Source organism: Candidatus Fermentibacter sp. (assembly GCA_030373045.1).
Taxonomy (GTDB): Bacteria; Fermentibacterota; Fermentibacteria; order Fermentibacterales; family Fermentibacteraceae; genus Fermentibacter.
Window position 1 is genome coordinate 1 of record JAUCPW010000060.1, and the last position, 24,620, is coordinate 24,620.

At 66.6% G+C, this 24,620-nt stretch carries 23 protein-coding genes; 5 read left to right on the forward strand and 18 right to left on the reverse strand.

Features of this window, described 5'->3' with window-relative positions; all coding sequences use genetic code 11:
* Window positions 1-68 precede the first annotated feature (68 nt).
* The 6 genes from QUS11_09955 to QUS11_09980 form a co-directional block, all read right to left on the reverse strand.
* Window positions 69-629: an HDIG domain-containing protein gene (locus tag QUS11_09955; protein MDM7993620.1), complete on the reverse strand. Its 561-nt coding sequence runs from the start codon at window positions 627-629 to the stop codon at window positions 69-71.
* Window positions 626-1,828 carry an isocitrate/isopropylmalate family dehydrogenase gene (locus QUS11_09960; protein MDM7993621.1) on the reverse strand — a complete coding sequence of 401 codons (1,203 nt, stop codon included), beginning with the start codon at window positions 1,826-1,828 and terminating at the stop codon, window positions 626-628. The genes QUS11_09955 and QUS11_09960 overlap by 4 nt, the downstream gene beginning before the upstream one ends.
* A 79-nt stretch (window positions 1,829-1,907) precedes the next feature.
* On the reverse strand, window positions 1,908-4,931 hold the full coding sequence (locus QUS11_09965; protein ID MDM7993622.1) for a S41 family peptidase: 3,024 nt from the start codon (window positions 4,929-4,931) through the stop codon (window positions 1,908-1,910).
* Complete coding sequence (locus tag QUS11_09970; protein MDM7993623.1) at window positions 4,928-5,686, reverse strand: class I SAM-dependent methyltransferase; 759 nt, start codon at window positions 5,684-5,686, stop codon at window positions 4,928-4,930. Before QUS11_09970 ends, QUS11_09965 begins: the two co-directional genes overlap by 4 nt.
* A 4-nt stretch (window positions 5,687-5,690) precedes the next feature.
* Window positions 5,691-6,596 carry a M23 family metallopeptidase gene (locus QUS11_09975; protein MDM7993624.1) on the reverse strand — a complete coding sequence of 302 codons (906 nt, stop codon included), beginning with the start codon at window positions 6,594-6,596 and terminating at the stop codon, window positions 5,691-5,693.
* A gap of 16 nt (window positions 6,597-6,612) precedes the next feature.
* Window positions 6,613-7,455, reverse strand: coding sequence for an RNA polymerase sigma factor RpoD/SigA (locus QUS11_09980; GenBank protein MDM7993625.1), 843 nt, complete (start codon window positions 7,453-7,455; stop codon window positions 6,613-6,615).
* A gap of 277 nt (window positions 7,456-7,732) precedes the next feature.
* On the opposite strand from QUS11_09980, the gene QUS11_09985 reads away from it, so the two are divergent.
* Genes QUS11_09985 through QUS11_09995 form a run of 3 tightly spaced genes read left to right on the forward strand, consistent with a single transcriptional unit; the run spans window position 7,733 to window position 10,072 of the window.
* Window positions 7,733-8,668 (forward strand): class I SAM-dependent methyltransferase, encoded by a 936-nt coding sequence (locus tag QUS11_09985; protein MDM7993626.1) that lies wholly within the window; start codon window positions 7,733-7,735, stop codon window positions 8,666-8,668.
* Complete coding sequence (locus QUS11_09990) at window positions 8,668-9,498, forward strand: NDP-sugar synthase (GenBank protein MDM7993627.1); 831 nt, start codon at window positions 8,668-8,670, stop codon at window positions 9,496-9,498. Before QUS11_09985 ends, QUS11_09990 begins: the two co-directional genes overlap by 1 nt.
* 1 nt (window position 9,499) lies before the next feature.
* Complete coding sequence (locus QUS11_09995) at window positions 9,500-10,072, forward strand: SIS domain-containing protein (protein ID MDM7993628.1); 573 nt, start codon at window positions 9,500-9,502, stop codon at window positions 10,070-10,072.
* Here QUS11_09995 and QUS11_10000 read toward each other — a convergent pair.
* The 9 genes from QUS11_10000 to pilM are packed head-to-tail and all read right to left on the reverse strand — an operon-like array spanning window position 10,069 to window position 18,601.
* Window positions 10,069-10,482, reverse strand: coding sequence for a zinc-ribbon domain-containing protein (locus QUS11_10000; GenBank protein MDM7993629.1), 414 nt, complete (start codon window positions 10,480-10,482; stop codon window positions 10,069-10,071). The genes QUS11_09995 and QUS11_10000 overlap by 4 nt on opposite strands.
* Window positions 10,479-11,648, reverse strand: a complete 1,170-nt coding sequence (locus QUS11_10005) for a pyridoxal phosphate-dependent aminotransferase (GenBank protein MDM7993630.1) — start codon at window positions 11,646-11,648, stop codon at window positions 10,479-10,481. Before QUS11_10005 ends, QUS11_10000 begins: the two co-directional genes overlap by 4 nt.
* Window positions 11,645-12,151 (reverse strand): pantetheine-phosphate adenylyltransferase, encoded by a 507-nt coding sequence (coaD, locus tag QUS11_10010; protein ID MDM7993631.1) that lies wholly within the window; start codon window positions 12,149-12,151, stop codon window positions 11,645-11,647. Before coaD ends, QUS11_10005 begins: the two co-directional genes overlap by 4 nt.
* Window positions 12,148-12,666 carry an RsmD family RNA methyltransferase gene (locus tag QUS11_10015; GenBank protein ID MDM7993632.1) on the reverse strand — a complete coding sequence of 173 codons (519 nt, stop codon included), beginning with the start codon at window positions 12,664-12,666 and terminating at the stop codon, window positions 12,148-12,150. The genes coaD and QUS11_10015 overlap by 4 nt, the downstream gene beginning before the upstream one ends.
* Window positions 12,667-12,675: 9 nt before the next feature.
* Window positions 12,676-14,418, reverse strand: a complete 1,743-nt coding sequence (locus QUS11_10020) for an AMIN domain-containing protein (GenBank protein ID MDM7993633.1) — start codon at window positions 14,416-14,418, stop codon at window positions 12,676-12,678.
* Complete coding sequence (locus QUS11_10025) at window positions 14,418-15,803, reverse strand: hypothetical protein (protein MDM7993634.1); 1,386 nt, start codon at window positions 15,801-15,803, stop codon at window positions 14,418-14,420. The genes QUS11_10020 and QUS11_10025 overlap by 1 nt, the downstream gene beginning before the upstream one ends.
* Before the next feature lie 18 nt (window positions 15,804-15,821).
* Entirely contained in the window at window positions 15,822-16,379 is a 558-nt protein-coding gene (gene pilO, locus QUS11_10030; protein MDM7993635.1) for a type 4a pilus biogenesis protein PilO, read from the reverse strand.
* Window positions 16,380-16,410: 31 nt separating this feature from the next.
* Window positions 16,411-16,839, reverse strand: coding sequence for a hypothetical protein (locus QUS11_10035; GenBank protein MDM7993636.1), 429 nt, complete (start codon window positions 16,837-16,839; stop codon window positions 16,411-16,413).
* A gap of 10 nt (window positions 16,840-16,849) precedes the next feature.
* Window positions 16,850-18,601: a type IV pilus assembly protein PilM gene (gene pilM, locus QUS11_10040; protein ID MDM7993637.1), complete on the reverse strand. Its 1,752-nt coding sequence runs from the start codon at window positions 18,599-18,601 to the stop codon at window positions 16,850-16,852.
* Window positions 18,602-18,793: 192 nt separating this feature from the next.
* Between pilM and QUS11_10045 the strand changes: the two genes are divergently transcribed.
* Window positions 18,794-19,111, forward strand: coding sequence for a hypothetical protein (locus QUS11_10045; GenBank protein ID MDM7993638.1), 318 nt, complete (start codon window positions 18,794-18,796; stop codon window positions 19,109-19,111).
* Here the strand turns inward: QUS11_10045 and QUS11_10050 are convergent.
* On the reverse strand, window positions 19,084-20,823 hold the full coding sequence (locus QUS11_10050; protein MDM7993639.1) for a hypothetical protein: 1,740 nt from the start codon (window positions 20,821-20,823) through the stop codon (window positions 19,084-19,086). The genes QUS11_10045 and QUS11_10050 overlap by 28 nt on opposite strands.
* A 116-nt stretch (window positions 20,824-20,939) precedes the next feature.
* Here QUS11_10050 and QUS11_10055 point away from each other — a divergent pair, with 116 nt between their 5' ends.
* Window positions 20,940-21,905 carry a glycosyltransferase family 2 protein gene (locus tag QUS11_10055; GenBank protein MDM7993640.1) on the forward strand — a complete coding sequence of 322 codons (966 nt, stop codon included), beginning with the start codon at window positions 20,940-20,942 and terminating at the stop codon, window positions 21,903-21,905.
* On the opposite strand, the gene QUS11_10060 is transcribed toward QUS11_10055, so the two are convergent.
* The gene (locus QUS11_10060; GenBank protein ID MDM7993641.1) at window positions 21,902-23,104 is read right to left on the reverse strand and encodes an acetate kinase; all 1,203 of its coding nucleotides are present in this window, start codon (window positions 23,102-23,104) and stop codon (window positions 21,902-21,904) included. The genes QUS11_10055 and QUS11_10060 overlap by 4 nt on opposite strands.
* Window positions 23,105-23,164: 60 nt before the next feature.
* Window positions 23,165-24,619: a hypothetical protein gene (locus QUS11_10065; protein MDM7993642.1), complete on the reverse strand. Its 1,455-nt coding sequence runs from the start codon at window positions 24,617-24,619 to the stop codon at window positions 23,165-23,167.
* Window position 24,620 lies beyond the last annotated feature (1 nt).

The window sequence follows — 24,620 nt, forward strand, 5'->3', positions numbered from 1 at the left end:
CCCCGCCCCCCCCGCCCCCCGCCCCCCCCCCCCCCCCCCCCCCCCCCCCCCCCCCGTCGCATCGCGGACTATGTGATCAGGAGACCCTTGTCCATCATCTGCAGGGGATCGAAGGTGGCGAAATCGGCCTGGTGGATCAGCACGGTCTCGATCCTCTTGGGCGCCCCCTCACCCTCCTTCGCGTGGCAGGCGATCATGTTGATGATCTCGGGGGGCAGGCCGGCCCTGCCCGCCACTATCGAACCCGAGACGGGATGCCGCAGACAGGCGCCGTTCCGGCTCTTCCTGATCGTTCCGTCGACGCGCTCGTACTCGAGCAGCTTGCCCACGTCGTGCAGGAGACCGCCGACGATCAGCCAGTCCGTGTTTATCGAGTAGGGCAGCTGCATCTCGCCCTTCATCGCCTCCGCGAGCGCGAGGGCGCCTTCGGTGACGGCCCGGGTGTGCTGGATCAGATTGATCCCGTGGCTGTTGGCCAGGAGCGTGAAGGGGATCTGCTCGAGGTCGTCGGGCGACCACCCGCCGCCCGTGGCCGCGTCGACCCAGACATCCACGGCCGCCCTGCGGAGCCCGGGATCGGTGATCCTGTCGAGCTGCCTGCTGAACAGGGATTCGACCTTGTTCCTCACTTGTCGACCCTCCCGAGAGCCTCCACGACAGCATCGCCCATCCCCGGAGTGCTCGCGGCGCCCTGTGAGAGAACCTCCGGGCAGCCCCGCAGCTTGAGCATGTCGTAGGTCTTCACCCTGCCTTCGGAGATGACCATCTTGACGGCGTTCATGATCCTGCCGGCCCTGGCGTTGTCGCCGAGGTGCTCGAGCATCATGCACGCGGACAGTATCATCGCGATGGGATTCACGATGGATTCAGGATAGTCGGCGTACTTCGGGGCCGAACCGTGCGTGGGCTCGAACACTGCGACCTTCTCGCCGATGTTGGCGCTGCAGGCGAAGCCCAGCCCGCCCGTGAGCCCGGCGAAGCCGTCCGACACGATGTCGCCGAACATGTTGCCGGAAACGATCACCCTGTAGTCCTCCGGGTTCTTCGTCAGCCACATCGTCATGGCGTCGATGTTCACGTCGGACACCCTGATGCCGGGGTACTCCGCCTTCGCCATGTCCTGGGCGACCTTGAGCATCATGCCGGAGGTCTCGCGTATCACGTTGGGCTTCTCGCACACGTAGACCGTATCGATGCTCCTGGCCCTGGCGTACTCGAAGGCCTCGCGGACGATCCTCGAGGTGTACTTCCTGGTGAATATCCTGGTGGAGACGGCGAGCTCGGGCCTCGGGCACCAGGCGAAGTTGGCCCTGAACTTGGGGTGCGTCATCAGAGCGTCGTAGACCTGGTCGGGGGGGTTTGTCCATTCCACTCCGCCATAGAGGCCTTCCGTGTTCTGCCTGAAGATCATCGTGTCGATCGCGGGCTCCTCGATGGTACCGCCGGGGCCGCGCCTGACGAAGTTGAGAGGATTGCCGATGAAGGAGCGGCAGGGCCGCTTGCAGATGTCCAGGCCGAAGTGCTGCCTCATGGAGACGATCGGGCTGTAGTAGACGCAGCCCTGGTCCCTGAGGGCGGGAGACAGCTCGGCATCCGCAGCCGACTTGGGCTTGGACGTGATGGCACCGAAGAGGGCCACCGGATGCTTCTCGAGGAGCTCTATCGTCCTGTCCGGCAGTGCGTTGCCCTCGGCCTTCCAGAACTCCCAGCCTATGTCCCCGTGGACGTAGTCGGCCTCGAAGCCGGAGGCGTCGAGCACCTTGAGCGCCTCCTTCATCACTGCCCTGCCGATGCCGTCCCCGGGCATCACCGTGATGGTGTGTCTCATATCACTGCCTTTCTTGAGGTTTACGGGCCACAGGCCCGGCCGCGCCCTCTAACATACCGGATTGCATCCGGTGCCGCCCTCACATACCGGCAAGGATGGCCCGCACGGCCTCCTCGAGCTGTCTGTCGAGATTGGCGGCTGCATCCCCCGGCATGTCGGCAACCGGGATGTCGGGCTCCACCCCGAGGTTCTCGAGGTTGTCGCCCGAGAGTGTGAACCAGCCGCTCGAAGGGATCCGGAAGCCCGTACCATCGACCAGATCGACGTCGACGGTGCCGATTACGCCGCCGAACGTGCCTGCGCCGACAACGGGGCCCAGGCCGAGTTCCTTCCACGCCGCAGGGAAGATCTCGGCGTCGGAGAAGCAGGTCTCGTCGATCAGGAGTGCGAGGGATCCCTGCCATACCCCCAGGGGCTGGAGGGACTCGAGGCCGCCTCTCGATCTCGAAACCAGGTAGGAGGGCCTTGCGAGCATCTTCAGTATCTCGTCGTGGGTGCTGCCGCCTCCGTTGCCCCTGATGTCCACGACCATCCCGTCGCGGCCGAGCCCCTCGGCATGGAGGTCCGCCAGGAAGCCGGCGACGGATTCGTCATCCATCGAGGGGATGTGCAGATAGCCGACCCTGCCTCCAGAGAGGCGGTCGACGATGCGCCTGTTCCTCTCAAGACGCGCCTCGTACACGAGGCCGCCCAGCGCCCAGCGGGTGACGGGCTCGACGATCACGGTGTCCGGGCCGCCTGCCTTCCGGACCTCGACTGAGACCTCTTCTCCGGCAGTGCCCGACAGGGCGCGGTAGAGGTTCAGGCCCGGCCCGACCGGGATGCCGTCGATGCTCAGGATCACGTCGCCCGGGACGAGACGGGCCGGATCGGCGTCTGCCGGGCTCCAGGGGATCACGCTGTCGATCCTGATCCCCTCGCCCGTCCAGGAAGGATCCGGGATTATCCCGAGTTCCCCGGAATCCATCGAGGAATCCCACTCCCAGGGGCCGTAGATCCCGAGGTGCGAGGCGGACAGCTCGCCGAGCATGCGGTTCACGACGTCGTTGAACTCGGGGTTGGAAAGACATGCGGCCGCCCTGTCGCGATAGGCCGTGCGCAGGCTGTCCCAGTCGGTCCCGTGGAGGTCCGTGTCGTAGAAGCCGTCGCGCAGGAGGCGCCAGCATTCGTCGAACTTCTGGCGCTGGAGATCCCATACGGAGCCGGAGGTCCTGCACCTCCAGCCGAGGAAGCGCTCCGCGCCTCCGGACACGTCGACGCACTGCAGGCTGCCCCCGAGGCCGACGAAGTACGCGGTGTAGCCGTCCGATATCGAGATGCGGTACGGCTCGCATCCGCTGGAAGTGATCCTGTCGAGGTTCCCGCCCTTCCAGTCCACAGACCAGAGGTCGGAACCGCCCGACCGGTCGTAGCCCCTGAAGGCGAACCAGCGGCAGTCGGGCGACGCGCCGTAGAAGTCGTAGTAGCCCTGCACCGTGCAGAGCGTCTCCGTGCGCCTCTGCAGGCCGTCGAGCTCGATCGAGACCGTCTCCACAGGCTCGTCGAGGAGTTCCTCACGCCTTTCCGGGTCGGCCTCCCAGTCCTCCCGCGTCAGCCAGAGCTGCCTCAGGGAGTAGTCGCCCCCGTCGGTCCTGCTTGCATAGACAAGCCTCCTGCCGTCGGAGCTCCAGGTCGGCTGGAAGTCGTCGTTGGAATGCCTGCTGACGTCCACGGGTTCGCCTCCCGCGGAGGGCACGATGAAGACGTCCTCGAGGTGCCCCTCCACGGGGGTGCTGAAGGCCAGCCATGCGCAGTCGGGGGACCACGAGACGTGGATGACGTCCCTGGCGGGGCAGACTTCCCAGTCCCTTCCTGTCGGGAGTTCCACGACCCGGATCGAGGCGTTCCTGTCCAGATAGGCCAGCATGGAGCCGTCGGGCGACCAGCGGGGCCCCAGTGCGGTGCCGCCGGGAACCGGGAGCACCCGGGAGGGCACCGGGCGGAAACCGGTGAAGAGGCTCTCGGCCAGCACCGGCCCCGCGATCTCCAGGTCGGACCTCCCGTCGCGCTCGACCGTGTATGCGAGCATCGTACCGTCGGGGCTCCATGCGGGGGATCCCTCCCTGCCCGGGCTTTCCGTCAGCCTCCGGACATCCTCGATCCCTTCGGCGGCGAGCCTTCCGCAGAAGATCTCCCCCCCCGAACAGAGCGCGACCGTCCCGGAATCGCCGGTGAGGTCGTACGCATCGATGAAGGGCCCCGCCCATTGGTCGTAGAGGGGCGCCACCTGGAGGTCGGCTGCGCACTCGAGCGCGATCTCCACCGGTTCCCATGAGGGGAAGGAGGCCCTGAAGAGCCCGCCTGCGTATTCGAACAGCACGGTCGAGCCGTCGGCGGTGATCGAGGGGAAGGTCACATCTCCGGGAAGTCCCGTCAGCCTGCGTATGGAGCCGTCTCCGGCGAGCAGGTGGAGGTTGGCGGCTCCCGTGGAATCCTCCATGACGAAGACCAGGCCGTCTCCGGCGGGGCTCCACATCGGCCACCGCTCGTCGATCGGACTGTCGAGGAGCCTGGTCCAGACACCGTCACCGGACAGGAGCCAGACGTCCCTGGAGCCCGAACCGCTGTAATGCCTCCTCCACCAGGGGGTGACGCCGGTCACGACCGCGAGGCCCCGGGGGGTTCTCGCGACGTCGAGCAGCGAGGCGCGGATCACGGGAACGGGAGTGCCGCCCGAGAGAGGGACCGAATAGAGCCAGGACTCGAAACCCTCCCGGCTGGAGATGAAGTAGACGCTGTCGCCGGAGGCGGACCAGCCCTCTGCCTCGTCCAGGCCCCCGTGCCAGGTCAGCCGCACGGCCTCGCCCCCTCCGGCCGGCATGGCGTAGACATCGCCGCCTCCCGTACGGTCGCTGGTGAAGGCGAGGGTCGACCCGTCCGGCGAGTAGCACGGCAGGCTCTCGAAGGACCCGCAGGGCGTGAGATCGCGCATCAGGCCACCCGAGGAGGAGACCTCCCAGAGGTCGCCCCGGTAGCTTACGACGACCCGCGAACCGTCGGGCGAGACGGCGGGGGTCCGGGGGTCGGTCACGGACATGGCGATGGCCGAGAGGAGAAGGATCATACCCGGTCCTTTCGGGATGCGAGCGTGAGCATCCTGGGGGATCCGCACGGATCGAAGGGCGAACAGTCGTAGTCGCCCCAGAGTTCGACGGTCTCGAGGCCTGCACGGGCCAGCTCCTCCGAGAGCAGACCCGGCGGTATCAGGGCGAGTTCGAGATCGAGTTCGGAGACGTGCCGGTCTCCGGAGTCGTACCTCATGTGGAAGCTGATCGAGCCCGCGCTCCGCCTGACGGTCTCCGAAAGCCTCAGCCTGAGCCTGCCGTCATGGAAGTCGTATCGCTCTGCGTCGGTATCCTCGGGCCTCCGCGAGAAGCCGGGGCAGGTTTCCAGGAGGAGCCGGCCGCCCCTGTCCAGAAGCCTCCCGGCCTCGGAGAGGAGCGCGATCCGCTCGTCCGGGCCGGGGAGGCAGTGCAGGCCGTTGTAGGGGAATGTCACGAGTCTGAAGGATCCGTCGCGGAAGGGCATCTCCTGCCCCAGCGCCATGACCCGGGAGGCCCTGGAGGCATCGGCCCTGCGCCATCTCCCGAGCATCCCGGCCGAAGGCTCGAGAGCCACCGTCCGGTGGGGCGGCAGGTAGAGCGATCCCGCCAGCCGTCCGCAGCCTGCGCCGATCTCGAGGGCGTCTCCCCTGAAGCGGTTGCGCATCTCGGCATAGAACCGGAGTTCGAGAGCGTCGACGGGGAACACGGTTCCCTCCTCGGCGTCGAAGTACGGGGCGTACTCGTCCCACAGCCGGGAGTCGAAGCCGCGGCCCATCCCGTCAGAACACCGACTGCCTGGCGCCGGTGCGGATGATGAAGTCGTCAGGGTCTATCTGGACGCCGTCGCAGAGGACCTCGTAATGGAGGTGCGGGCCGACCGCCCTCCCGGTCATGCCCATTCTCGACAGCAGGTCGCCCCTCCGGACCGACTGCCCCACCGTGACGCACACGGACGAGCAGTGGGCGAACCTCGTGGAGATCCTCGCGGTGTGCCGTACGATGACCTCGAGGCCGTAGCCCGATGTCCATCCGCAGAAGGTCACCACACCGTCGGCCGGGGCGTAGATCGGCGTGCCTGTTCCCTCGGCGATGTCGATGCCCTGGTGCCTTCGCACGGCACCCGTGAACGGGTCTATGCGCGACCCGAAGTCGCTGACGTAGTATCCCTCGGCCGGCCAGATGGAGGGGATCCGCCTCAGCTGCTCGGTTATCTCGAGGAAGTGGGCCGCCAGTGAGTCGTAGGCTTCGAGCTCGGCTTCGGCCAGGCGTTCCGCGAGGACCAGCCTGAGGTCGATGTCGTCGATGTACATGAAGAGTTCCTGCTCGGATTCGGGGTCGGAAAGGGCGGAACCGGGGAGAAGGGACGAGAAGTCCATGTTGAGGCCCGCGCCGGCGAGCATGATCCGCTCCTCCCTCTCGGCGATGTCGACCAGACGCGCCGAGAGTTCGTCGACCCGCTCGCTGAGCTGGTAGATCTCCCCTTCGAGAACGGCCTCGTCACGTCCCGCCCCGGTGAGACCGTGCCTCATACCCGCGGCCCGCCCGAGCATGAAGGCCGCCCCGATGAGGCCCGAGATGGCCAGCGAGACGAACAGTCCGGCCAGCTGGAGCCTCAGCCTGGTGAGGACGACCGGGCGCCCCCTTCCGGAGCGCCACGGGACCCAGTGGATCGTGCCTAGGCGCATCGGGCCGCCGGACGGATCAGCCCAGGAACAGGAGCAGGGTGTTGCCGTCGGCCGATTCGTACAGCTTGCTGATCGCCCTGTTCTTGAGCTGCCTCACCCTCTCGCGGCTGATGCCCATGGTGCGGCCTATCTCGGCGAGAGTGTGCCTGCGGTCGGTGCCTATGCCGAAGAAGAGGCAGATGATGGTCTTCTCACGGTGGTCGAGGATCTCGAGCATCAGGTCGACGCTCTTCTTCATGGCCTCGTGGACGACGGCCTCGTCGGGAGAGATCTGGTTGTCGCTCGCGATCATCTCCTGGAAGGTCTTGTCGCTGCCCTCGTATACGGGGCTGTCGAGCGAGAGGTGGGTGCTGTGGATGGACATCATGCCCTCCACCTCCTCGCGGGAGACGTCGAGCTCCCTGGCGATCTCGTCGGTGGTGGGGTCGCGGCCGAGCGTGTGGCCGAGCTCGCGCGTGGCGCGGCCCATCTTGTAGAGCTCGCCCACCCTGTTCAGGGGGAGCCTGACGATCCTCGACTGTTCGGCGAGGGCCTGCAGTATGGCCTGCCTGATCCACCACACGGCATAGGTGATGAACCTGCAGCCCTTCGTCTCGTCGAAGCCCTTGGCGGCCCTTATCAGGCCTACGTTGCCCTCGTTGATCAGATCCTCCAGCGCCACGCCCTGGTTGGCGTACTGCTTGGCGATGCTGACCACGAAACGCAGGTTGGCCTCGGTGAGGAGGTTGAGCGCGGCCTGCTCGCCGGCGCGGATCCTCCTGGCCAGATCGGCCTCCTGCTCGGAGGTCAGGGTCTCCTTGCACCCGATTTCACGGAGATAGAGTTCGAGGGATCTGCCCTCGGTCCTCCTCGTAGCCAAGTGACACCGCCCTTCCGAAAACCCGTTCCATTCATTCGGCGTATAACCCCGGGACGCTCCGCCGGTTCCCCCCGGGGGGAGCCCGGCGGGCGGGGCATGCCTTTCGTGCGATCCGGCAACATCCGTCAAGCCCGCCGCCGTGTCAATACCGGAGCCCTTAGTGTTGCACGGCATACGATTGTGACCACCCCAGGCGTTCCCGACCCATGAGTGTCAACCATTCCGGGCGTGCCGTCAAGGGTTGACCGCAGCCTTCCTGCACGACACGTTGCGGGCTATGGAACCGAACCTGCTGGAGCGCGAGGAGACGTGCTGCATGCTGTGCGGATCGGCGGAACGCACGATCCTCAGCGTCCAGGACACGTGGCCGGTGGCGAGGTGTACCGTGTGCGGGCTCGTATACCTCTCCGAGAGGCCGAGCGAGTCGGCACTCGCGGAACTGTACGGGAGCGAGTACTACAGCGCGGGAACGACAGGCTACAGGGACTATGTCGACACCTTCGAGCGCCATGCCGACGTGTTCGGGAGACTGTTCGCCAGGCGCGAGTCGGACCTCCGCAGGCACGTGACGACCGGGCGCAGGCTCCTCGAGGTGGGATGCGCGCACGGATTCCTCCTCGACTATCTCCGGGGCCGCGGCTGGGATGTGGAGGGCGTCGAGGTGAGCCCCCTGTCGTCATCATTCGCCCGCGAACGTTTCGGCCTCCGCGTCCACACGGGCACCGTCGAGAGAGCCCCCCTCCCCCGCGGCTCGTACGACGCGGTGCTCCTCCTCGATGTCCTCGAACACCTCCACAGGCCCTTCGACACGCTCTCGCGCATCGCAGGACTGCTCGTACCCGGAGGAACGCTGGTGGTGCAGTGCCCCTGGGAGCTGACCCACTGGGAGGAGGCGCTGCAGGCCGTCCTCAGAGGCATGAGGACCGGCGGCATAAGACCGGATTCGATTCCGGCCCACCTCTACTTCTTCGGCCCCAGGACGCTCGAGGCGGTGCTCTCGAAGGGGGGCTTCCGTGTCACCGCCAGGCAGTCCGGCAACTACGGGGAGATCCGCGGCAGGGTCTCGCCCCCCGCGGTGCGAACCGGATCGCCGCTCGAACAGGCCTTCAGATTCGCATACTTCCGCCTCGGGGTCAGGAGGATCCTCTACCGGGCGTCGGCCGCCGCGGGCCTCGGCAACGGCCTGATTAGATACGCGACGCCCCTCTCGTGATGGACTGCATCCACGTCCCTCACTGGGCCGCGGCTCCGGGGTTCTTCGGACCCGGCAGCAGGCTGCCGGGAGGCGCCACGATCGAGCAGGCCGAACTGGCGATCCTGGAGCGCGCCGTTCCGGGCGGTATCATCCGGCAGGGGCGGATCGCCCCGGGGTTTGCGGAAGGCCTGTCAGATCCCTTCCTGCTCGTCCACGGCACGGGGATACGCAGTTTCGACGCGCCCGAACTGCTCGAAGAGATGACGAGCCGGCGTGCCGGCGCGCTGGTGGTCGCCCATCCGCGACCCGGAGCCGGCCGGCCCCTCCTGAGCGATCCCGACGGGCGGCTCACGTCCTTCGGCAGCGATCAGGCCTCCAATCTGAGGGATTCCGGGGTCTGGCTGGTCGGCCGGGAGGCCGCCGGCGCAGGAGCGGGCGCCCTCTCGTCCCCCCATGCATTCCTCGCCGCTGCGATGGAGTCGGGCGCGGCCCTATATTCCGAGTGCCTCGCCCGGTATTGCAGGGTTGTGGAGTCACCGGCCGACTTCCTCGCGCTGTGCGGTGACGTCCTCGGGGGAAGGATCCCGCGGGCGGCGGGGCTGGAAGCGAATCCGCACGTCGTGGATCCTTCGGCGACGACAGGAGAGGGGACCCTGATCGAAGGGCTGGTCTGGATCGACGGCGGAGCCAGGATAGGCAGGGACTGCCGGATCGAGGACTCCGTCGTGCTCGGGGGGGCCCTGGTGGGAGAGGGCTCCAGGCTCCGGAACACGCTCGTCATGCCGGGGTGCAGGGTGGCCGCCTTCTCGGACTCGTCCGACAAGTACATCGAGATCATCGGAGGATGACATGCTCGAAATGATCCGCTCCTACCTGGACGGAGTCGGCAGCCTGGTCATGAGGATCCCTCCCGAGGAGATCCGCAGGGTCACTGACATCATCTTCAAGGCCTGGAGATCGGGGCGCAGGGTGATGGTCTTCGGGAACGGAGGGGGATCCGCCACATCGGCCCACTTCGTGTGCGACCTGGCGAAGGGCACGGCCGCGCCCGGCAGGAGGAGGCTCAAGGCCATCTCCCTGGCCGAGAACGTGCCGCTCCTGACGGCATGGGCCAACGATACCGACTACACCAACACCTTCGGCGAGCAGCTCAGGAACCTGGTAGAGGCGGGGGACGTGGTGATCGGGCTCTCGGGCAGCGGCAGGAGCCCGAACGTCGTCAATGCCCTCAAGCTGGCGAACGAAGCCGGGGCGATCACAGTGCTGTTCTCGGGATTCGACGGCGGGGAGGCGGCGCAGGTGGCGTCGGAATCCATCATCGTCCCGTCGGACGACATGCAGATGATCGAGGACGTGCACCTGATGCTGGCGCACATAGTGTTCAGGTGCGTCCGCGGGCAGATGGAGTCGGAAGAGGGCTAGGAGGGCATCCAGCCGTCGAAGTCGTCGCCGCCCTTGGCGAGCACGTCCTTCAGGGCGTCCCTGAAGATCCCGACGCCCGACTCGCTCATCTCGGGGAACCTCGACTTCCAGAGCTGCCACGACCTGTCTATCTCGGCCTTCAGGAGCATCGGGAGGCTGCCGTCTAGGCGGGCCTTCTCGACGGTGTCCCTGTTGTAGACCACCATGTCGCTGGCAAGGACCCTGGCGAGGCGCCTGGCGCGGGTCGTGGCGTCCTCCTCGGCGGGCTCCTCCCTGCCGCGCCTGTCCGGCCCGGCCGAGATCGTGAAGACTTCCGAGCAGCTCCTGCACCTGAGCTTGCGCGGCCCGGCGCCGAGCTTGTCCTCGGGTATCTGATAGCGCTTACCGCAGCTTGGACACTCGACTATCATCGGATACCCCTCTTGGCTAGGAAGGATGACAGACGTTCCACTCCGCCGCGAATATCCCCGTCGGAAGCCGCGAAGGAAAGCCTGAGCCTGTTCTCCACGCCGAACGCGCTTCCGGGTATGACCGCGAGCCCTTCCTCGTCGAGCAGCAGGCCGCAGAGTTCGGCGCTGGAAAGCCCGATCGACCGGGGATAGCCGGCGAACACGTAGAACGCCCCTTCCGGCTTCGGGAAGGACATCCCGGGGATACCCGAGAGAAGGGAGCAGATCAGGTCACGCCGCGATGCGAACGACGCGAGCATCGACCTGCGCTCGCCCTCGGCGGCCCCCGAGACCACCGCCAGTGAGGCCCACTGGGAGATGGAGCAGGGATTGGATGTCGTGTGCTCCTGCACCCGGATGGCGAGCTTCGCCCAGTCGACCGGAGCCACCGCCCAGCCTATCCGCCACCCTGTCATCGCAAAGGTCTTGGACACCCCCGAGACGATGACGGCCCTCTCGCGGAGCTCGGGCCGGAAGTCCAGGACATGCGGCGCCGCCGAGCCCGTGAAGACGAGATCCTCGTAGATGTCGTCGGAGATGACCCACATGCGGGTTGCCGCGAGAGCGTCGGCCAGTTCACGGGCTTCCGCGGGCGTGTAGACGCATCCCGACGGATTGCCCGGGGAGTTGAGTATCACGCCGGAGACGCCGGATGCGGCGGCCTCCTCGACGTCGGCCGCTGTGATCAGGGAGTGGCCCGACCCCGGGTAGACAGGCTGCCCGCCGGCCAGGCGCACCATCTCGGGGTAGCTCACCCAGTACGGCAGCGGGATGAGCACCCTGTCTCCGGGGTTGATCACGGCCATCAGCAGATTTGCGAGGCTGTGCTTCGCACCGCAGCTCACCACGACCTCGGCTGGCTTGAACTCGATGCCTCGCCTGCGGGAGGTCGCGGAGGCCACCGCCTCGCGCAGCTCGGGAATGCCTGCTGTCGGCGTGTATCCCGTCCTGCCCTGCTCCATCGCCCTCACCGCCGCCTCGCGGGCTGCGGGCGGGCTGGGGAAGTCGGGCTGGCCGGCCGAGAGAGCGATGATCGACCTTCCCTGCCGGGTGAGCTCGGCCGCCCTCGCGGTGAGCTGAAGGGTCGCGGAAGGCTGGAGGCTTGCGATGTTCCTGGAATAGTTCATGTTCCCCGCCGCTCCGAAAGGCCCTCGGCGCGGCGCAGTGCGTCCTCGACGCACGGCTGCACCAGGGCGGAGAGGTCTCCTCCGTAGGCTGCGATTTCCTTCACGACCGTGGAGGAGAGGTACATGTTGTGCTCGGCCGGCATCAGATAGACCCCCGTGATGTCGGGCGCGAGCTTCCTGTTCATCAGCTGCATCTGGAATTCATACTCAAAATCGGAATTGGCTCGCAATCCCCTGATGAAGACGCGGGCTCCCGCCCTCTTCATGTAATCGACGAGCAGCCCGTCGAAGGCTTCGACATCGACGCCCGTGATGCCGGCCTCGGAAAGCGACATCCTGGCCAGGTCGACGCGCTCCCCGACCCCGAACAGGAGCCTCTTGGAGCTGTGCTGCACCACCGCCACCCTGAGTTCCCCGAATATCCGGGCCGCGTCCCTGACGACGTCGAGGTGCCCCCGGGTCATCGGATCGAACGTCCCGGGGTAGATCACCAGCCCGCTCATCGCATCCACCGCCAGGCCAGGGTCGTCTCTCCGTACCGCCTGCGTTCCCAGGAGCCGTCGGTTTCCAGGTTCGACGGGACCTCCACCAGGACTATCCCTCCTGGAGCAGCGAGGGAGCCCCAGTCGAGACCGAAGGCCCATGAGTAGACCCCGGTCGACGAGTAGGGCGGGTCGATGAAGACCAGGGAAGGCCTGGACAGTCCGGACAGGTCGATGGAGGTGACGTCACCGCAGACCAGGAAGGCCCTGCCGAGCGCACCCAGGGACGAGAGCGTCTCCTTCACGAAACGCACCGCCCCCCTGTCGCCGTCCACGAAGGAGCAGCCGGCCGCCCCGGCGCTGAGGCATTCGATGCCGAAGGCCCCGCTTCCGCAGCAGAGGTCCCAGACGTGATTCCCCTCGAAGTTGCCCGCTATGTCCATGGCAGCCGATCTTGTGCGTCCCGAGGACGGCCTCATGGTGTCAGGAGGGCGGAGAACGCGGCCTTTCCATGTCCCCCGCCCTATCCTGAGCACGTCTGTCCGCTAGTAGGGCCTGATGATGTGCGGAGTCACGAATATCACGAGCTCGGTGCTGTCGGTGCTGTTCGACGTGTACGTGAACAGCAGGCGGCCGAGCAGCGGGATGTACCCCAGCACGGGGACCCTGCGCTCGACCTCGGACTGCTTGCTGCGCATGATGCCCCCGATCACCGCCGTGGCGCCGTCCTCGATCATCAGGGTGGTGTTGGCCTCCTGGGTGAGGATGATCGGCTGGGAAGCCGTGCCCTCGCCGGAGAGCTCGCTCACCACGGGATTCAGCTCGAGCGTCACGTTGTTGTCGGCGTTGATGTGAGGCGTGACCTCGAGGCTGACGCCCACGTCATAGAGCTGGATGTAGGTGTTGCCGTCGGCATCCTGCAGGGTCAGGGGCACCTGCTTGCCCGAGAGCACCGACCCGGTCATGTTGTCGATGATCGCGATGCGCGGCTCGGACAGGATGTGCGCCCTGTTGTCCTCCTCGAGGAAGCTCAGGGTGGCCTCGATGTCGAGCAGGTTCAGGGACGTCCCGAACGTTATCGACCCCGTCGGGTCGCCCACGCCGAGGCTGCCCGTGCCGCCTATGTGGGTCAGGGCGTCGCCCCTGCCCAGGTTGCCTGCGGCCCAGTCGATGCCCAGCTCGCTGCTCGCGGACGCATCGATCTCGACCAGCTTGGCCTCTATCATCACCTGTGCCGTCGGGCTGTCGAGGATCGGCAGGAGCCTGCCTATCTCGTCGAGCCTGGCGGGGATGTCGGTGACGACCAGCGAGTTCGTGCGGGTGTCGACGGACACCTCGCCGCGCTCTGACAGGACGGTCGAGGTCGCCTCCATGATGTCGTCCGCCGTGGCGTAGCGTATCACGAAGACCTCGGTCTGGAGGTCCTGGAGGTTCTGCCTGTCCCTCCTGTTGGTGGCCATCGTGCTGATCTCGGTGTAGAAGTCCGCGCGGTTGGCCAGCCTGAGGACGTTGGTCCCCTCGAGCGTTGCCACGAGGTTCTGCGTGTTGAGGATGGCCATGAGGGCGTCGCGCCAGCCCACGTTGCGCAGGCGCGCCGTGATGGTGGCCTCGTATCCCTCGGGGAGGATGATGTTGTAGCCGCTGACGTCGGAGATCGACCTCATGACGGTCCTGATGTCGGCCTCCACCACGTCGATGGTCACCCTGCGGCCGCCGGTGCCCGTCCACTCTACGGGGAAGCCGTCGGCTGTCGCAGCCCAGGGCTCGCTCACGGTGATGCCCTGCGTCTCGCTGACGTAGGTACTCTGCATCACGGTCTCGCCCGGTGCGGACAGCGCCGCCACCTCGCCGCCCGCGAAGCTGCGGCTGACGCCCGAGCTGGATGCGGCCCAGGCCGTGAAGGGTGTCCCGGACGGGTTGGTCTGGAGCGTGAGGACCAGGTCGTTCCCCTCGGTGTCGGTGCTGTAGTTGAGCAGCTCGCCCGAGACGTCGACGATGATCCTGACCACGCCGTCCGGCGGGGCGACGTACTGGCTGGTGCGCACCGCGGCCACGCCGCCCCTGCCGACCGTGAAGTCGGCGGCGGGCAGCGCGTGGACGGAGCCGCTCAGGTCGAGGACGACCCTCATGGGATCCGTCAGGAGGAACTTCTCGTACGAGATCGGTCCGTCGGCGGTGATCGTGACCTGGGTCCTGTCACCGCTGGGTTCGACGGCTATGTCTGTGACCCGGTAGGCCGACGCGGGCAGGGCCAGCGCCAGCAGGGCAACGAAAACGATTCGCCTCATTACAGACCACCCTCTTCGTGAAGCCGCATCGTGTAGATGGTGGGGATAGAAGCGGTTCCTCCTTGCTCCGGCCCGTAGTCGACCGTTACCTCCTGCACCACTATCACTTCGTTGGAAGTTATCTCGGCAATCCTGGTGTTGTTGGCGAGTTCCGTGTCGACGTAGAGGATGTAGGGGACGCCGTTCACGTCCTCGACCATGGCCTGGTCGCCGCCCGACGGATCCAGCGTGATCCCGACCAGCCTGAGCTCCTCGATGGCGATCTCGCTCAGGGGTCTCCTGAGATCCCTGCGCCTGGCGGGGAACTCGGTGAAGGGATCGGGCCTGCTGGATACCGATTCATAGATCCTGAAGGCACCGCTCGCCGCCGAGAGGACTGGGGTCACCCCGGCAGAGCCGCCCGGCGTCGAACCCGTCTGGCCCGCGAGTGCGCATTCGATGCGCTGCATGTCGAAGCCCGGGATCCTTGTCTCGATCGCCCCGAGCTCGGCGCAGACCAGCATTCCGGCATCGTCGACCGCCCATACCGGCGCGCCCTCGGATGCCCTGAGCACGGTTCCCGGTTCGACGGGCAGGGCTTCGGCGACGGCAACCGACGGTCTGGCCGGATCGAGCACCCTCTGGCCCGAAACCGCCAGGTCGCCGCAGAGCCTGCCCCTGAAGACCGTGGACCACGTTCCGTCAGCGGCCCGCTCGAGCACCTCGCCGCCCGACGAGGAGAAGAGCCTCCCGCCGGCCACGAGCACAGGTCCCGCCCCGGGCAGGGTCTCGTACTGCCACAGGTCGGCGGCCGGATCGTACCTGACCAGCGTGCCCCCGGACGTGAAGATCCAGTCCGGCCCCATCAGGGCGAGCCCGGAAGATCCCGGTGCGGGGGCCCCGGGAGAGCGGACGTCCCAGACGCCTTCGGACAGCATCGCGATCGATCCGCCTTCGGAAAGGATCACCGGTGAAGATGCCGCATCCAGGGCCAGGCCCGCGGGCTCGAAGCCTTCGGGCAGCGGTGTGATCTCCGCCTCCGCCCCGTCGAAGCTCACCAGCGCCGAATCGCTCAGCAGCAGGAGGCCCGAGGGCATCGACACGGCACCCACCGGCGAGGCCGCCGCGGGGCCGAGGTCGTAGCTGCTCCACCTGCCGTCGCTCATCGAGCAGTAGAGCACGCCCCCGCCCTCGAAGGCCGCCCAGGCGCCGCCGTCATCCACGGCGACAGCCTCCGGCGGGCCGGCCGGGAGGACTATCTCCTGCCAGCCCACGGGAGAGGGTCTCTCGGCGATCGCCACCTGACCGTCGCTGGCGGCGGCCGCGCCGGTCCTGTCCGGACCCGACCCGCAGCCCGTGGAGAGGGCGGCCAGGAGGATTGTCAGGACGATTCTCGCGTCACGCAATTCCACGTCCTTCACCCCCTACGGCTGAGTGTAGGCGGAGAACACGAAGGAAGCCTCGATGTTGTCGAACTTCCCCTCCGCCGCCTTCAGCTGCTGGATGTTCAGGTCGGTGATGGCCGTCATCATCGTCTCCTGAGTGAGCTGGTCGAAGAACACACCCAGCCTGTGATACCTGCCCGTCAGCCTTATCTGCCAGCTGTAGACGGCATACTGGCCTTCGAGCGCCGGCGGCAGGGGGTTCATGTTGACGATCTGGATGCCGCTGCTCGCGGCCTTTGTGGTGAGGAGCTCGAGCACCTCGTCCTGGCTGTACTGCCTGGGCAGGAACCTGTCCAGGTTCTCCAGCTCCTGCTGGTACATCTCGATCTGCTGGGCCATGACCGCCATGTCCTCGGAGGTCTGCGCCCGGAGCTGGTTCAGCTCCATCTGCTTCATCTGGAGCTGATCCTCCTGCGAGGTGATCGACTCCCTGGTGTCCTTCGCCACGAAGTTGAAGTAGACGTAGACGAGCGCGGCGAGCAGCAGGAGCCCCAGGAAGAACCGCAGGAGTTTGGGATCGCGAAGGTCTAGTGCCACTTCGTACCTCCTCCCGGCCGGTCCGGGGCCTTCACTCGCCGCCGCCCAATCCCATGGACTCGAGATCGATGTCCCAGACCTCGAGGGTGTCGCCGAGCTCGATGAAGAAGGGCGACTGGTCGATGTCGGCATAGACGTATGTCAAGATCCCGAAATGGGCGGTGAAACCCAGCGCGGCGAACTCGGGCATGGTGTAGCCGGTGCCCTCCTCGCCCGGAGTGGGATAGAGAGGGACCTCGACCCAGAAGACTCCGGATTCTCCGGTCTCCGAGCTGCGGTCGAAGGTGTTGACCGAGTCTCCGTGCGCCACGACCGTTATCCCCTCGGCGGGGATCGTGTGCGCCGAGTCCTCCCATATCATGCCGGTGATGTAGACGCTGGTCTCGTCTGTCCCGAAGGGATCGCAACCCGACAGGACGGCGAGTGCTGCAATCATCGATAGTACCACGATCCTGTTCATGATCCCCCCATCAGATCCCGGAGTAGTTGCCGACGAGGGGCAGCAGGGAGCCCCTGTTGACACTTACTTCCAGATCGAACTGGTATCTCATCTCCCCGCCGGTGGCGCCGGTGGGATCGGTAGCTGGCGTGAGCGTGTAGGTCTGGCCGTATTCGGCGAGCTGGAACAGGGCGGTCTGCCCGTCGGGCATCTGCTCGACCAGTCTGCGCTGGAATGCGACCACGTCGCCCCATGTCCTGGCGATGCCGGTCAGGTGGAGGCTCTCGACGGAGACCACCATCGCGGTCAGGTAGATCCCCTTGTCGGCCTCCTCGGCGAGCGTGGTCTGCTGGGGATACAGCGCCCTGCAGAGGTATTCCATCACGTAGACGGCGTATCTCTGGTCGAGCGCCAGGCTCTGGATCGCCGCGCGCCTGGCCTCCAGGTCCGCCAGCAGGGCGTTGGCCTCGGCCTGCTGGCTCACCTGCGTCTCCATCTGGGCTATCTCGCTGTCGATGGCGGTTATCTGGCCCTGGAGCTCCGACTGGCGCTTCTTGAGTCCGGCGTAGTGGATCCCCATCGCGACTATCCCGCCGACGATCAGGAGTATCGGCAGATAGGAGAGGATCGCGGCGGCGGGCGAGGCGGCTGCCGCCGCCGGAGTGCCGGCCGCACCGGCCTTCTTGCGCCTCGTGTCGGCCTCCTCCATCACGTTCACGTCTACCCTGCCGGGTTCGAAGGCGCGGAGGGCAAGCCCGATGCTGACGGCTAGGAGGGCACTCATCACGGGCTTGTCGGAATCGGGGATCACCGACGAATCGGCCGAGACGCTCCTGAAGGTCTCGAGCTGCTCGACGGGAAGGCCGTGCTGTTCGCTGAGGGTCGCCGCGAGGCCGGGCACCTGCGAGCAGCCGCCGCTGATGTACATCCTGTCTATCCTGGTGCTCTCCCCCGAGGCCTGGAAGGAGATGAACGAGCGCCTGACGCTCGTGGAGAGCTCTTCGATGACATATCCGATGGCCGACTTGACCTCGTCCTGGGAGGCCCCCTCGGGCAGGTCGCCCTTCAGGACCGCCTCGGCCGTCTCGTAGTCGAGGCCCATGGACCTCTGGAGAGCCTCTATGAACCTGTTGCCGCCGATCGAGAGGTCCCTGTTGAAGCTGGGGAGCCCTCCCTTCACGACAACCATGTTCGTGACCTCGGCGCCGATGTTGAGGATCGTCACGCACTCGTCGGCGCCCGGCCTGTAGTTGTACTCGTATGCCCTCTGCAGGGCGAACTGCTCGAGTTCGATGGCCGTGGGCTTCACGCCCGAGGCCTGCAGGAGGCTGCGGTGGAGGTCGACCGCCTCCTTCTTCGCGGCGACCAGCAGGACCTCCATCTGCCCCGGAGCCATCTCCGGGTTGATGATCTTGAAGTCGATGCTGACCTCGTCGATCCTGAACGGTATGTGCTGCTCCGCCTCCCAGCGGATGGCCTGGCGGGCGTTCTCCTCCGACATCTTCTCCATCGGGATGCGCCTGACGATGACGCTCCTGCCGGAGACCGCGGAGAAGACCAGACGGGACTTGATGCCGGCATTCTTGAGGGCATCCCTTATCCCGGCGTTGACCAGCTCCCTGTTGACTATCTCACCGTCGGCCACTGTACCGGGAGCCAGTTCCTGTATGGCGAACCTGGCGAGCTTGTAGGTCTTCCCGGACCTGATCAGCTCGACCACCTTCACCGAATGGCTGCCGATATCCAGGCCTACGGCCGACTTGACAGAACCGCCGAAGCCCATCTGTGCCTCCAACCGTTCAGCTAGACCCCGCACCCGTGCATCGTGCCCGGGGAGGGATCACAGTGCCCTCCTGCACCGATCGAAGTTTAACGAGTGTGTCCAATGTCGTCAATACCCAAATTCATAACTCCGAAACTTCATATATCCCTTGACGCCCATGGAGCGCCCGGTATGTTTGCCCCGGAGGTCGAGATGACTGCGAGGACAAAGCCCGGGATAGTCTCCAGCATAATGGACTTCGAGGAGGGTGACTCCGCCAGTGTCAGGCTCACCGTACCGGTGCGGCAGGACCAGGAGGAGGTCCTCACCCGGATCGTACGTGCGATCTCCCAGAACAGGGACAGGCACCACAGGCGGCAGCGCATCACGAAGGCCGCCGTCATAAGGGCCTACATCGACGCCCTGAGCTCCATCCCCGTGGATCTGCGCAACATCTCCGACGAGAACGAACTCCTCCGCAGGGTCATGGAGTCGTTCAGGAATCACCCGGGGAGCCTGAAGAGCACGTAGGGGCCCTTCGAGACCACCGGTTCCAGCCGTGTCGCGACGAACTCCCGCCATCGTCCGAACTCTCCGTCGTCCAGTTCACCGGTGATGTTGATATCGGCAATATCCATGTCCATCGCAACATATGATATGCCGCGCGCCCTGAGGCTCGAGGCGAGATCGTCCGCGCCCGCGCCCCCCCAGACCGGCTCCAGCACGTCCAGCGGGAACCTGTGGCTGTTGAAGATCGCGCAGGAGGGCCAGTAGAAGGCTCTGTTGCCCATGTTCACGAAGAGGGTGGTGTCGGTTTCCTCAAGTACCCTGTCAGCCTCCATGTAGAACGGCATGTACGGCAATCTGTTCTCGAGGAAGGACGGATCCAGGGCCTCCAGGGGCCTCTCCGACGAGTAGAGCCTGACGAGCCATGAGCCGCTCCACACGAGGCACAATGCCATCGCGACACCCACGGCCGCCCTGCCCAGCCGGCCCGTGCCGAGAGCCCTGGAGAGCCCTGCTGCCGCGAACGGCACCAGCATCCCTACCGGGCCGAAGAGATACCTCACCCTGGCGGAGGGGATGCTCAGGAGCACCGTCAGGACGAGCGCGGCCATCGCCGGCAGGACCTGCGCCCTGTTCCTGCAGAGCAGCAGGAAGAGCAGCACCCCGAGCAGGAGGAGGGGGCCGGAGGCCCCGTCGTACAGCCTTGGATCGTCCCATCTGCCGCTGACGGACATCCTCACCGGCAGGGCAAGCAGTTCGGACGGCGTCGATACCGATGCGGCGTATTCCGAGAACGCCCCTAGCAGTTCCTGCGTCCTTGCCGGGACTTCCTCCTCGACTCCGAACAGCCGGCCCAGCATCGGATGGAACGGGTTCCCGTGCTCGATCGCGTTGGGCAGGGCCCAGGTGGCCGACAGTGCGAGAGCTAGGCCGAACGGGGCCGCCAGCGCCCCGGGGCGCTTCCGGTGCCTGACGGCCAGCACGAGGAGCGTGATCACGGTCACCGGGAAGCCGTTGTACTTGCATGCCCCGGCCGCGGCTCCCCACAGGGCCGCGAGCGTTGCGTCGCCGTCGTCCCTGGCGAGCTCGCCGGCAGCCAGGATCGAGAACAGGAGGAGGAAGGAGTCGGAGTATGCCCAGGTCGCGTTCCGCAGAGCCTCGGGGATGCTGAGCAAGACCAGCGGCGCCAGCAGGGCGGCCCTCCGTCCGAAGGGCGCGGCGGCGTGCCTCGCCGCCGCCACGGCTCCTGCGAAACCGGCCAGGCTGACCATGCCGGAAACCCTGAAGCCGAAGGTCCCTCCGACGAGCGCATAGAGAGACTCGACCAGGTATGGATAGCTGAAGAACGGGCACCAGGCGGGCCTGTGGATGGAGCCTTCCGAGAGCCACAGCCTCGGGAGGTACATGTGGTGGTTCATCGCGTCCCTCGCGGTCTGCGGCATGGCGGCCAGCGGCAGGAGAAGGGCGACGGCCGCCAGGGGGGCGATAGCCTCCCTCCCCGGCTTCATCCCGGATCCGAAGAGGAACGCCGCGGACGAGACACCGAGGATCGCCCAGAGGACGGCGGGCGTCAGCAGCGAGAGCCACCCGGCCAGGGACACGGCCAGGGAGACCAGGACCGCGCCGAGAGCCATGCGGATCACACGCGGCCTCCCGCCGGCCAGGAGACCTCCGGCTCCCGTGAAGGCTCCGGTCAGTGCGGCGAGGGCCGGGATGCAGAGAAGGAATCCAACCATGCGGATAACAGAACACCTGCGGAGCCCGGCAGCAAGAATCGGGCTTGCCGGTGCGGCCCGCCCGGACGATCTTCCCGGAGGCCGGGGCCTGGCCTGCACTCGCCTAAGGGGGCCGGATGCGCGTTCTGGTGGCGATCCCCGCATTCAACGAAGAGAAGACCGTTGGCGCCGTGATATCCGGAGTGCCCCGCGGGATCCCGGGAGTCTCCTGCGTCGACATCCTCGTGGTCGATGACGGATCGTCCGACTCGACCGCCGGTGTGGCGGCCGGGGCCGGGGCGAGGGTCTGCAGGCACCCGGGCAACAGGGGTCTGGGCGCAGTGTTCAGGACCGCCCTGGCGGAGGCCAGGGAGGGCGGATACGACGTCCTGGCGACCATAGACGGCGACGGGCAGTTCGATCCTTCCGGCATCGGCGGTCTCCTGGCGCCCATCCTGGCCGGAGAGGCGGACATGGTGACGTGCAGCCGGTTCATGCCGGGCTCGGGAGGCGGCCGGATGCCCTGGGTGCGCAGGACGGGGAACAGGTGGGTCGCCTCGATGGTGAACGTGCTGACCGGCGCACGGGTGCACGACGCCACATGCGGCTTCAGGGCCTACGGCCCGTCGGCGCTCGAGCAGCTCAGCTCCTTCAGCAGGTTCACCTACACCCAGGAGACCCTGATCGATCTGGCATGGAAGAGGATGAAGATCGCGGAACTGCCCCTCCCCGTCAGGGCCACGAGGGAGCACGGACGGAGCAGCATCTCGGGCAACATCGCAAGGTATGCGGCCCTGTCGCTGGGGGCGATCTATTCCGCTTCCCACGACCACATGCCCTGGCGCTTCTACGGGCTGCCCGGGCTGTGCATGACGGCCGCGGGCCTCGCCACCGAGGCCGTGCTGTTCGTGCGATGGCTGTCGGTCGGCGCGGTGTCGCCCTACAAGGGAGTGGCCATAGCCGGCCTGTTCCTCGTGGTGATAGGCATCCTGCTCACGATAATGGCGTCGCTGGCCGACTCTTCGTCGCACGCGAGGCACCTTCTCGAGGAGCAGACAGCCGAACGCGTCCGCGCCAGGCGCCGGGAGGCGTCGCGCGGCTAGCTGCGCAGCCCGAGTATCCTCTCGGTCTCGATGGCGATCATGAGCTCCTCGTTGGTCGGGACGACCAGGAGCTTCACACGGCTGTCGGGCGAGGAGACGATCCTCTCCTGTCCCCGGCACCTGTTGGCCTCGACGTCGAGCCTGGCGCCGATGGCCTCGAGCCCGGCGCAGATCGTCTCGCGGATCTCCCAGCCGTTCTCGCCTATGCCCGCCGTGAACGTGACGGCGTCCACCGAGCCCAGGGTGACGGCATAGCCGCCGATGTACTTCCTCACCTTGTCGGCGAAGAGGTCGAGGGCTAGCTTCGCCCGTTCGTTGCCGGCATCGGCCGCCTGCTCGACGTCCCTCATGTCGCTCGACACGCCGGAGATCCCCAGGAGTCCGCTCTTCTTGTAGACGAGGTCCTTGACCTCGGACGCCGACATCCCGTGGCTCTCCATGAGCTCCAGGAGGATCGCCGGATCGACGTCGCCCGACCTGGTTCCCATCATCACGCCGCACATCGTGCCGAAGCCGAGGCTCGTGTCGATGCTCCTGCCGCCCCTGACCGCGGTGATGCTGCTGCCGTTGCCGAGGTGGCAGACGATGATGTTCAGCCCTGACACCGGCTTCCCCAGGATGGCCGCAGTGCGCTCGGCCACGTACTGGTGGCTGGTGCCGTGGAATCCGTACCTGCGGAAGCCCTTGTCCTTGTAGAGGTCCCAGGTCAGGGGATAGACGTAGGCTACCGGCGGCATCGTCTGATGGAAGGATGTGTCGAACACCGCCACGTTGGGCACCCCTTCGAGCATCTCGATCGCGGCCCTGATGCCCAGCAGGTTGGCGGGGTTGTGGAGGGGGGCCATGAAGCTGTTCTCCTCGATCTCGGAGATCACTTCGGGGGTGATCAGTACGGCCTGTGTGAAGCGCTCGCCGCCGTGGACCACCCTGTGGCCGACCGCCTCGATCTCGGTGAGTGAGCCGAGTGCGCCGTGCGCAGGGTCGGTGAGGTTGCGCAGGACCAGGGACAGCCCGAACTGGTGGTTGGGGATGGGGAGATCGGTCCTGATCTTCTCATCCGAGCCCCTGCGGTACTCCATCCTGCCCTCGGCCAGCCCTATCCTTTCGAGCAGACCGCCTGCCAGCGTCTCTCCCGAAGTGCTCTCCACGAGGCGGAACTTGATCGAGGAACTGCCGCTGTTGATGACGAGGATCTTCACTCCTGGCCTCCACTGGTGGTTTGCGGATCCGATTCCCGCGCAAGGGGCGTCGATCCGCGATCATAAGGACGGGGAATCCCCGGGGCCAACAGGCCGGTTCCGCGGGACCCCGGCCCGGGTGCCCGCCTCCCTGTTCCTCTCGACCTGGAGGATGGCGAGGAGGACGGCCCAGAGTGCGACATAGTTGTAGTTGGTCAGGAGGGATCCCATCATGGACGCCACGAGGAGGAGTATCAGCGAACAGAAGATGCCCATCGCCCTCGCGGCCCGTTCGATGTCCGGAGTGGACAGGAAGAGCCGCGCCGACTGGACCAGTGCGGTCCCGTAGATCAGGGCGAGCAGGGCAGCCCCGGCGATCCCCATGTCGAGGACGAGCTGCCAGAACGATCCGTCCACGAAGGACATCGTCCAGACCTCGCCGAACTCGGGCTTGAAGTATGTGATCTCGGCTCCGGTGCCCCTGCCCGCCAGGAGCTCCGCCGGCCCCGCCCCGTCGAGGATGGTGGCCCACGAGATGATCCTCGACAGAAGGCCGATGTCGATCGGGAGGGAGTAGGATCCGCCTCCTCCGATCCTGCTGGCCATCTGGGAGGTGGAGATGATGCCGGCGGCCGAGACCGCGGCGACGGCGGCAAGCGCGGTGAGGGCCGACACGGTCAGGAGGGTGACGTGCCTCCCCATCCCTCCGGGGACTCCACCCTTCCTGAAGAGCGCCAGGACCCATGCGGACGTGACGGCTGCCGCTGTGCCGCCCCAGAGCGCCCGGGTCGAGGAGATGACGAGGCAGGCCCCCATCAGCACCGCGACGGGCAGGGCCAGGGAGAGCGGAGGCCTGGAGGGGCTCAGCCAGAGCCTCGTCAGCAGGATGAGCAGGATGACCGCGAACGCGTTGGCCTGCCTCGACCCTATCCGCAGACCGCTCGCATAGAGGTAGTGCACGCCCTCGCCCGAACCGGTCAAGCCCTTGATGAAGAAGACGATCCCTGCGACCACGGATACCGCCAGGACAGCCTTCCAGAATGCATCGAACCTGTCCTCTCCCGAGAAGAGCCAGAGCGCGGGGAAAAAGGAGGAATAGAGCATGAACGTCCTGGTGAGCGAGATCACGTTGCTCCGGGGATAGCCGGCGGCGAACCCCCTGGCGGCCGCGAAGAGCGAGAGCGCCAGGAAGGCTGCTATGAAGGCGCCTACGAGACCCGCCCCGGCGAGCGAGGCCCTTCCTTCGGCCAGGGCCAGGGCCCACAGGAACCCCGACCAGAGCAGCAGGATGTCGTCGGGGCCCAGCACCGGTATGCCCAGGGCGGCCTTGACGGCATCGAGCTGGCTGGCGGTGACGAGGATCTGGAGGAGGAGAGCGGCGAGCATGGTCCTGAACGAGGATCCGACCACCATGACGAGGACGAGGGCCGCAGCAGCCGCGCCTGCCGCGGGCAGGAAGGCGTCGAGCACCAGCCCGGCGGCCAGGGCGGCGCCGATGACCGCGAATCCTGCCTTCTCGAGGGTGCCCGGCTTCATG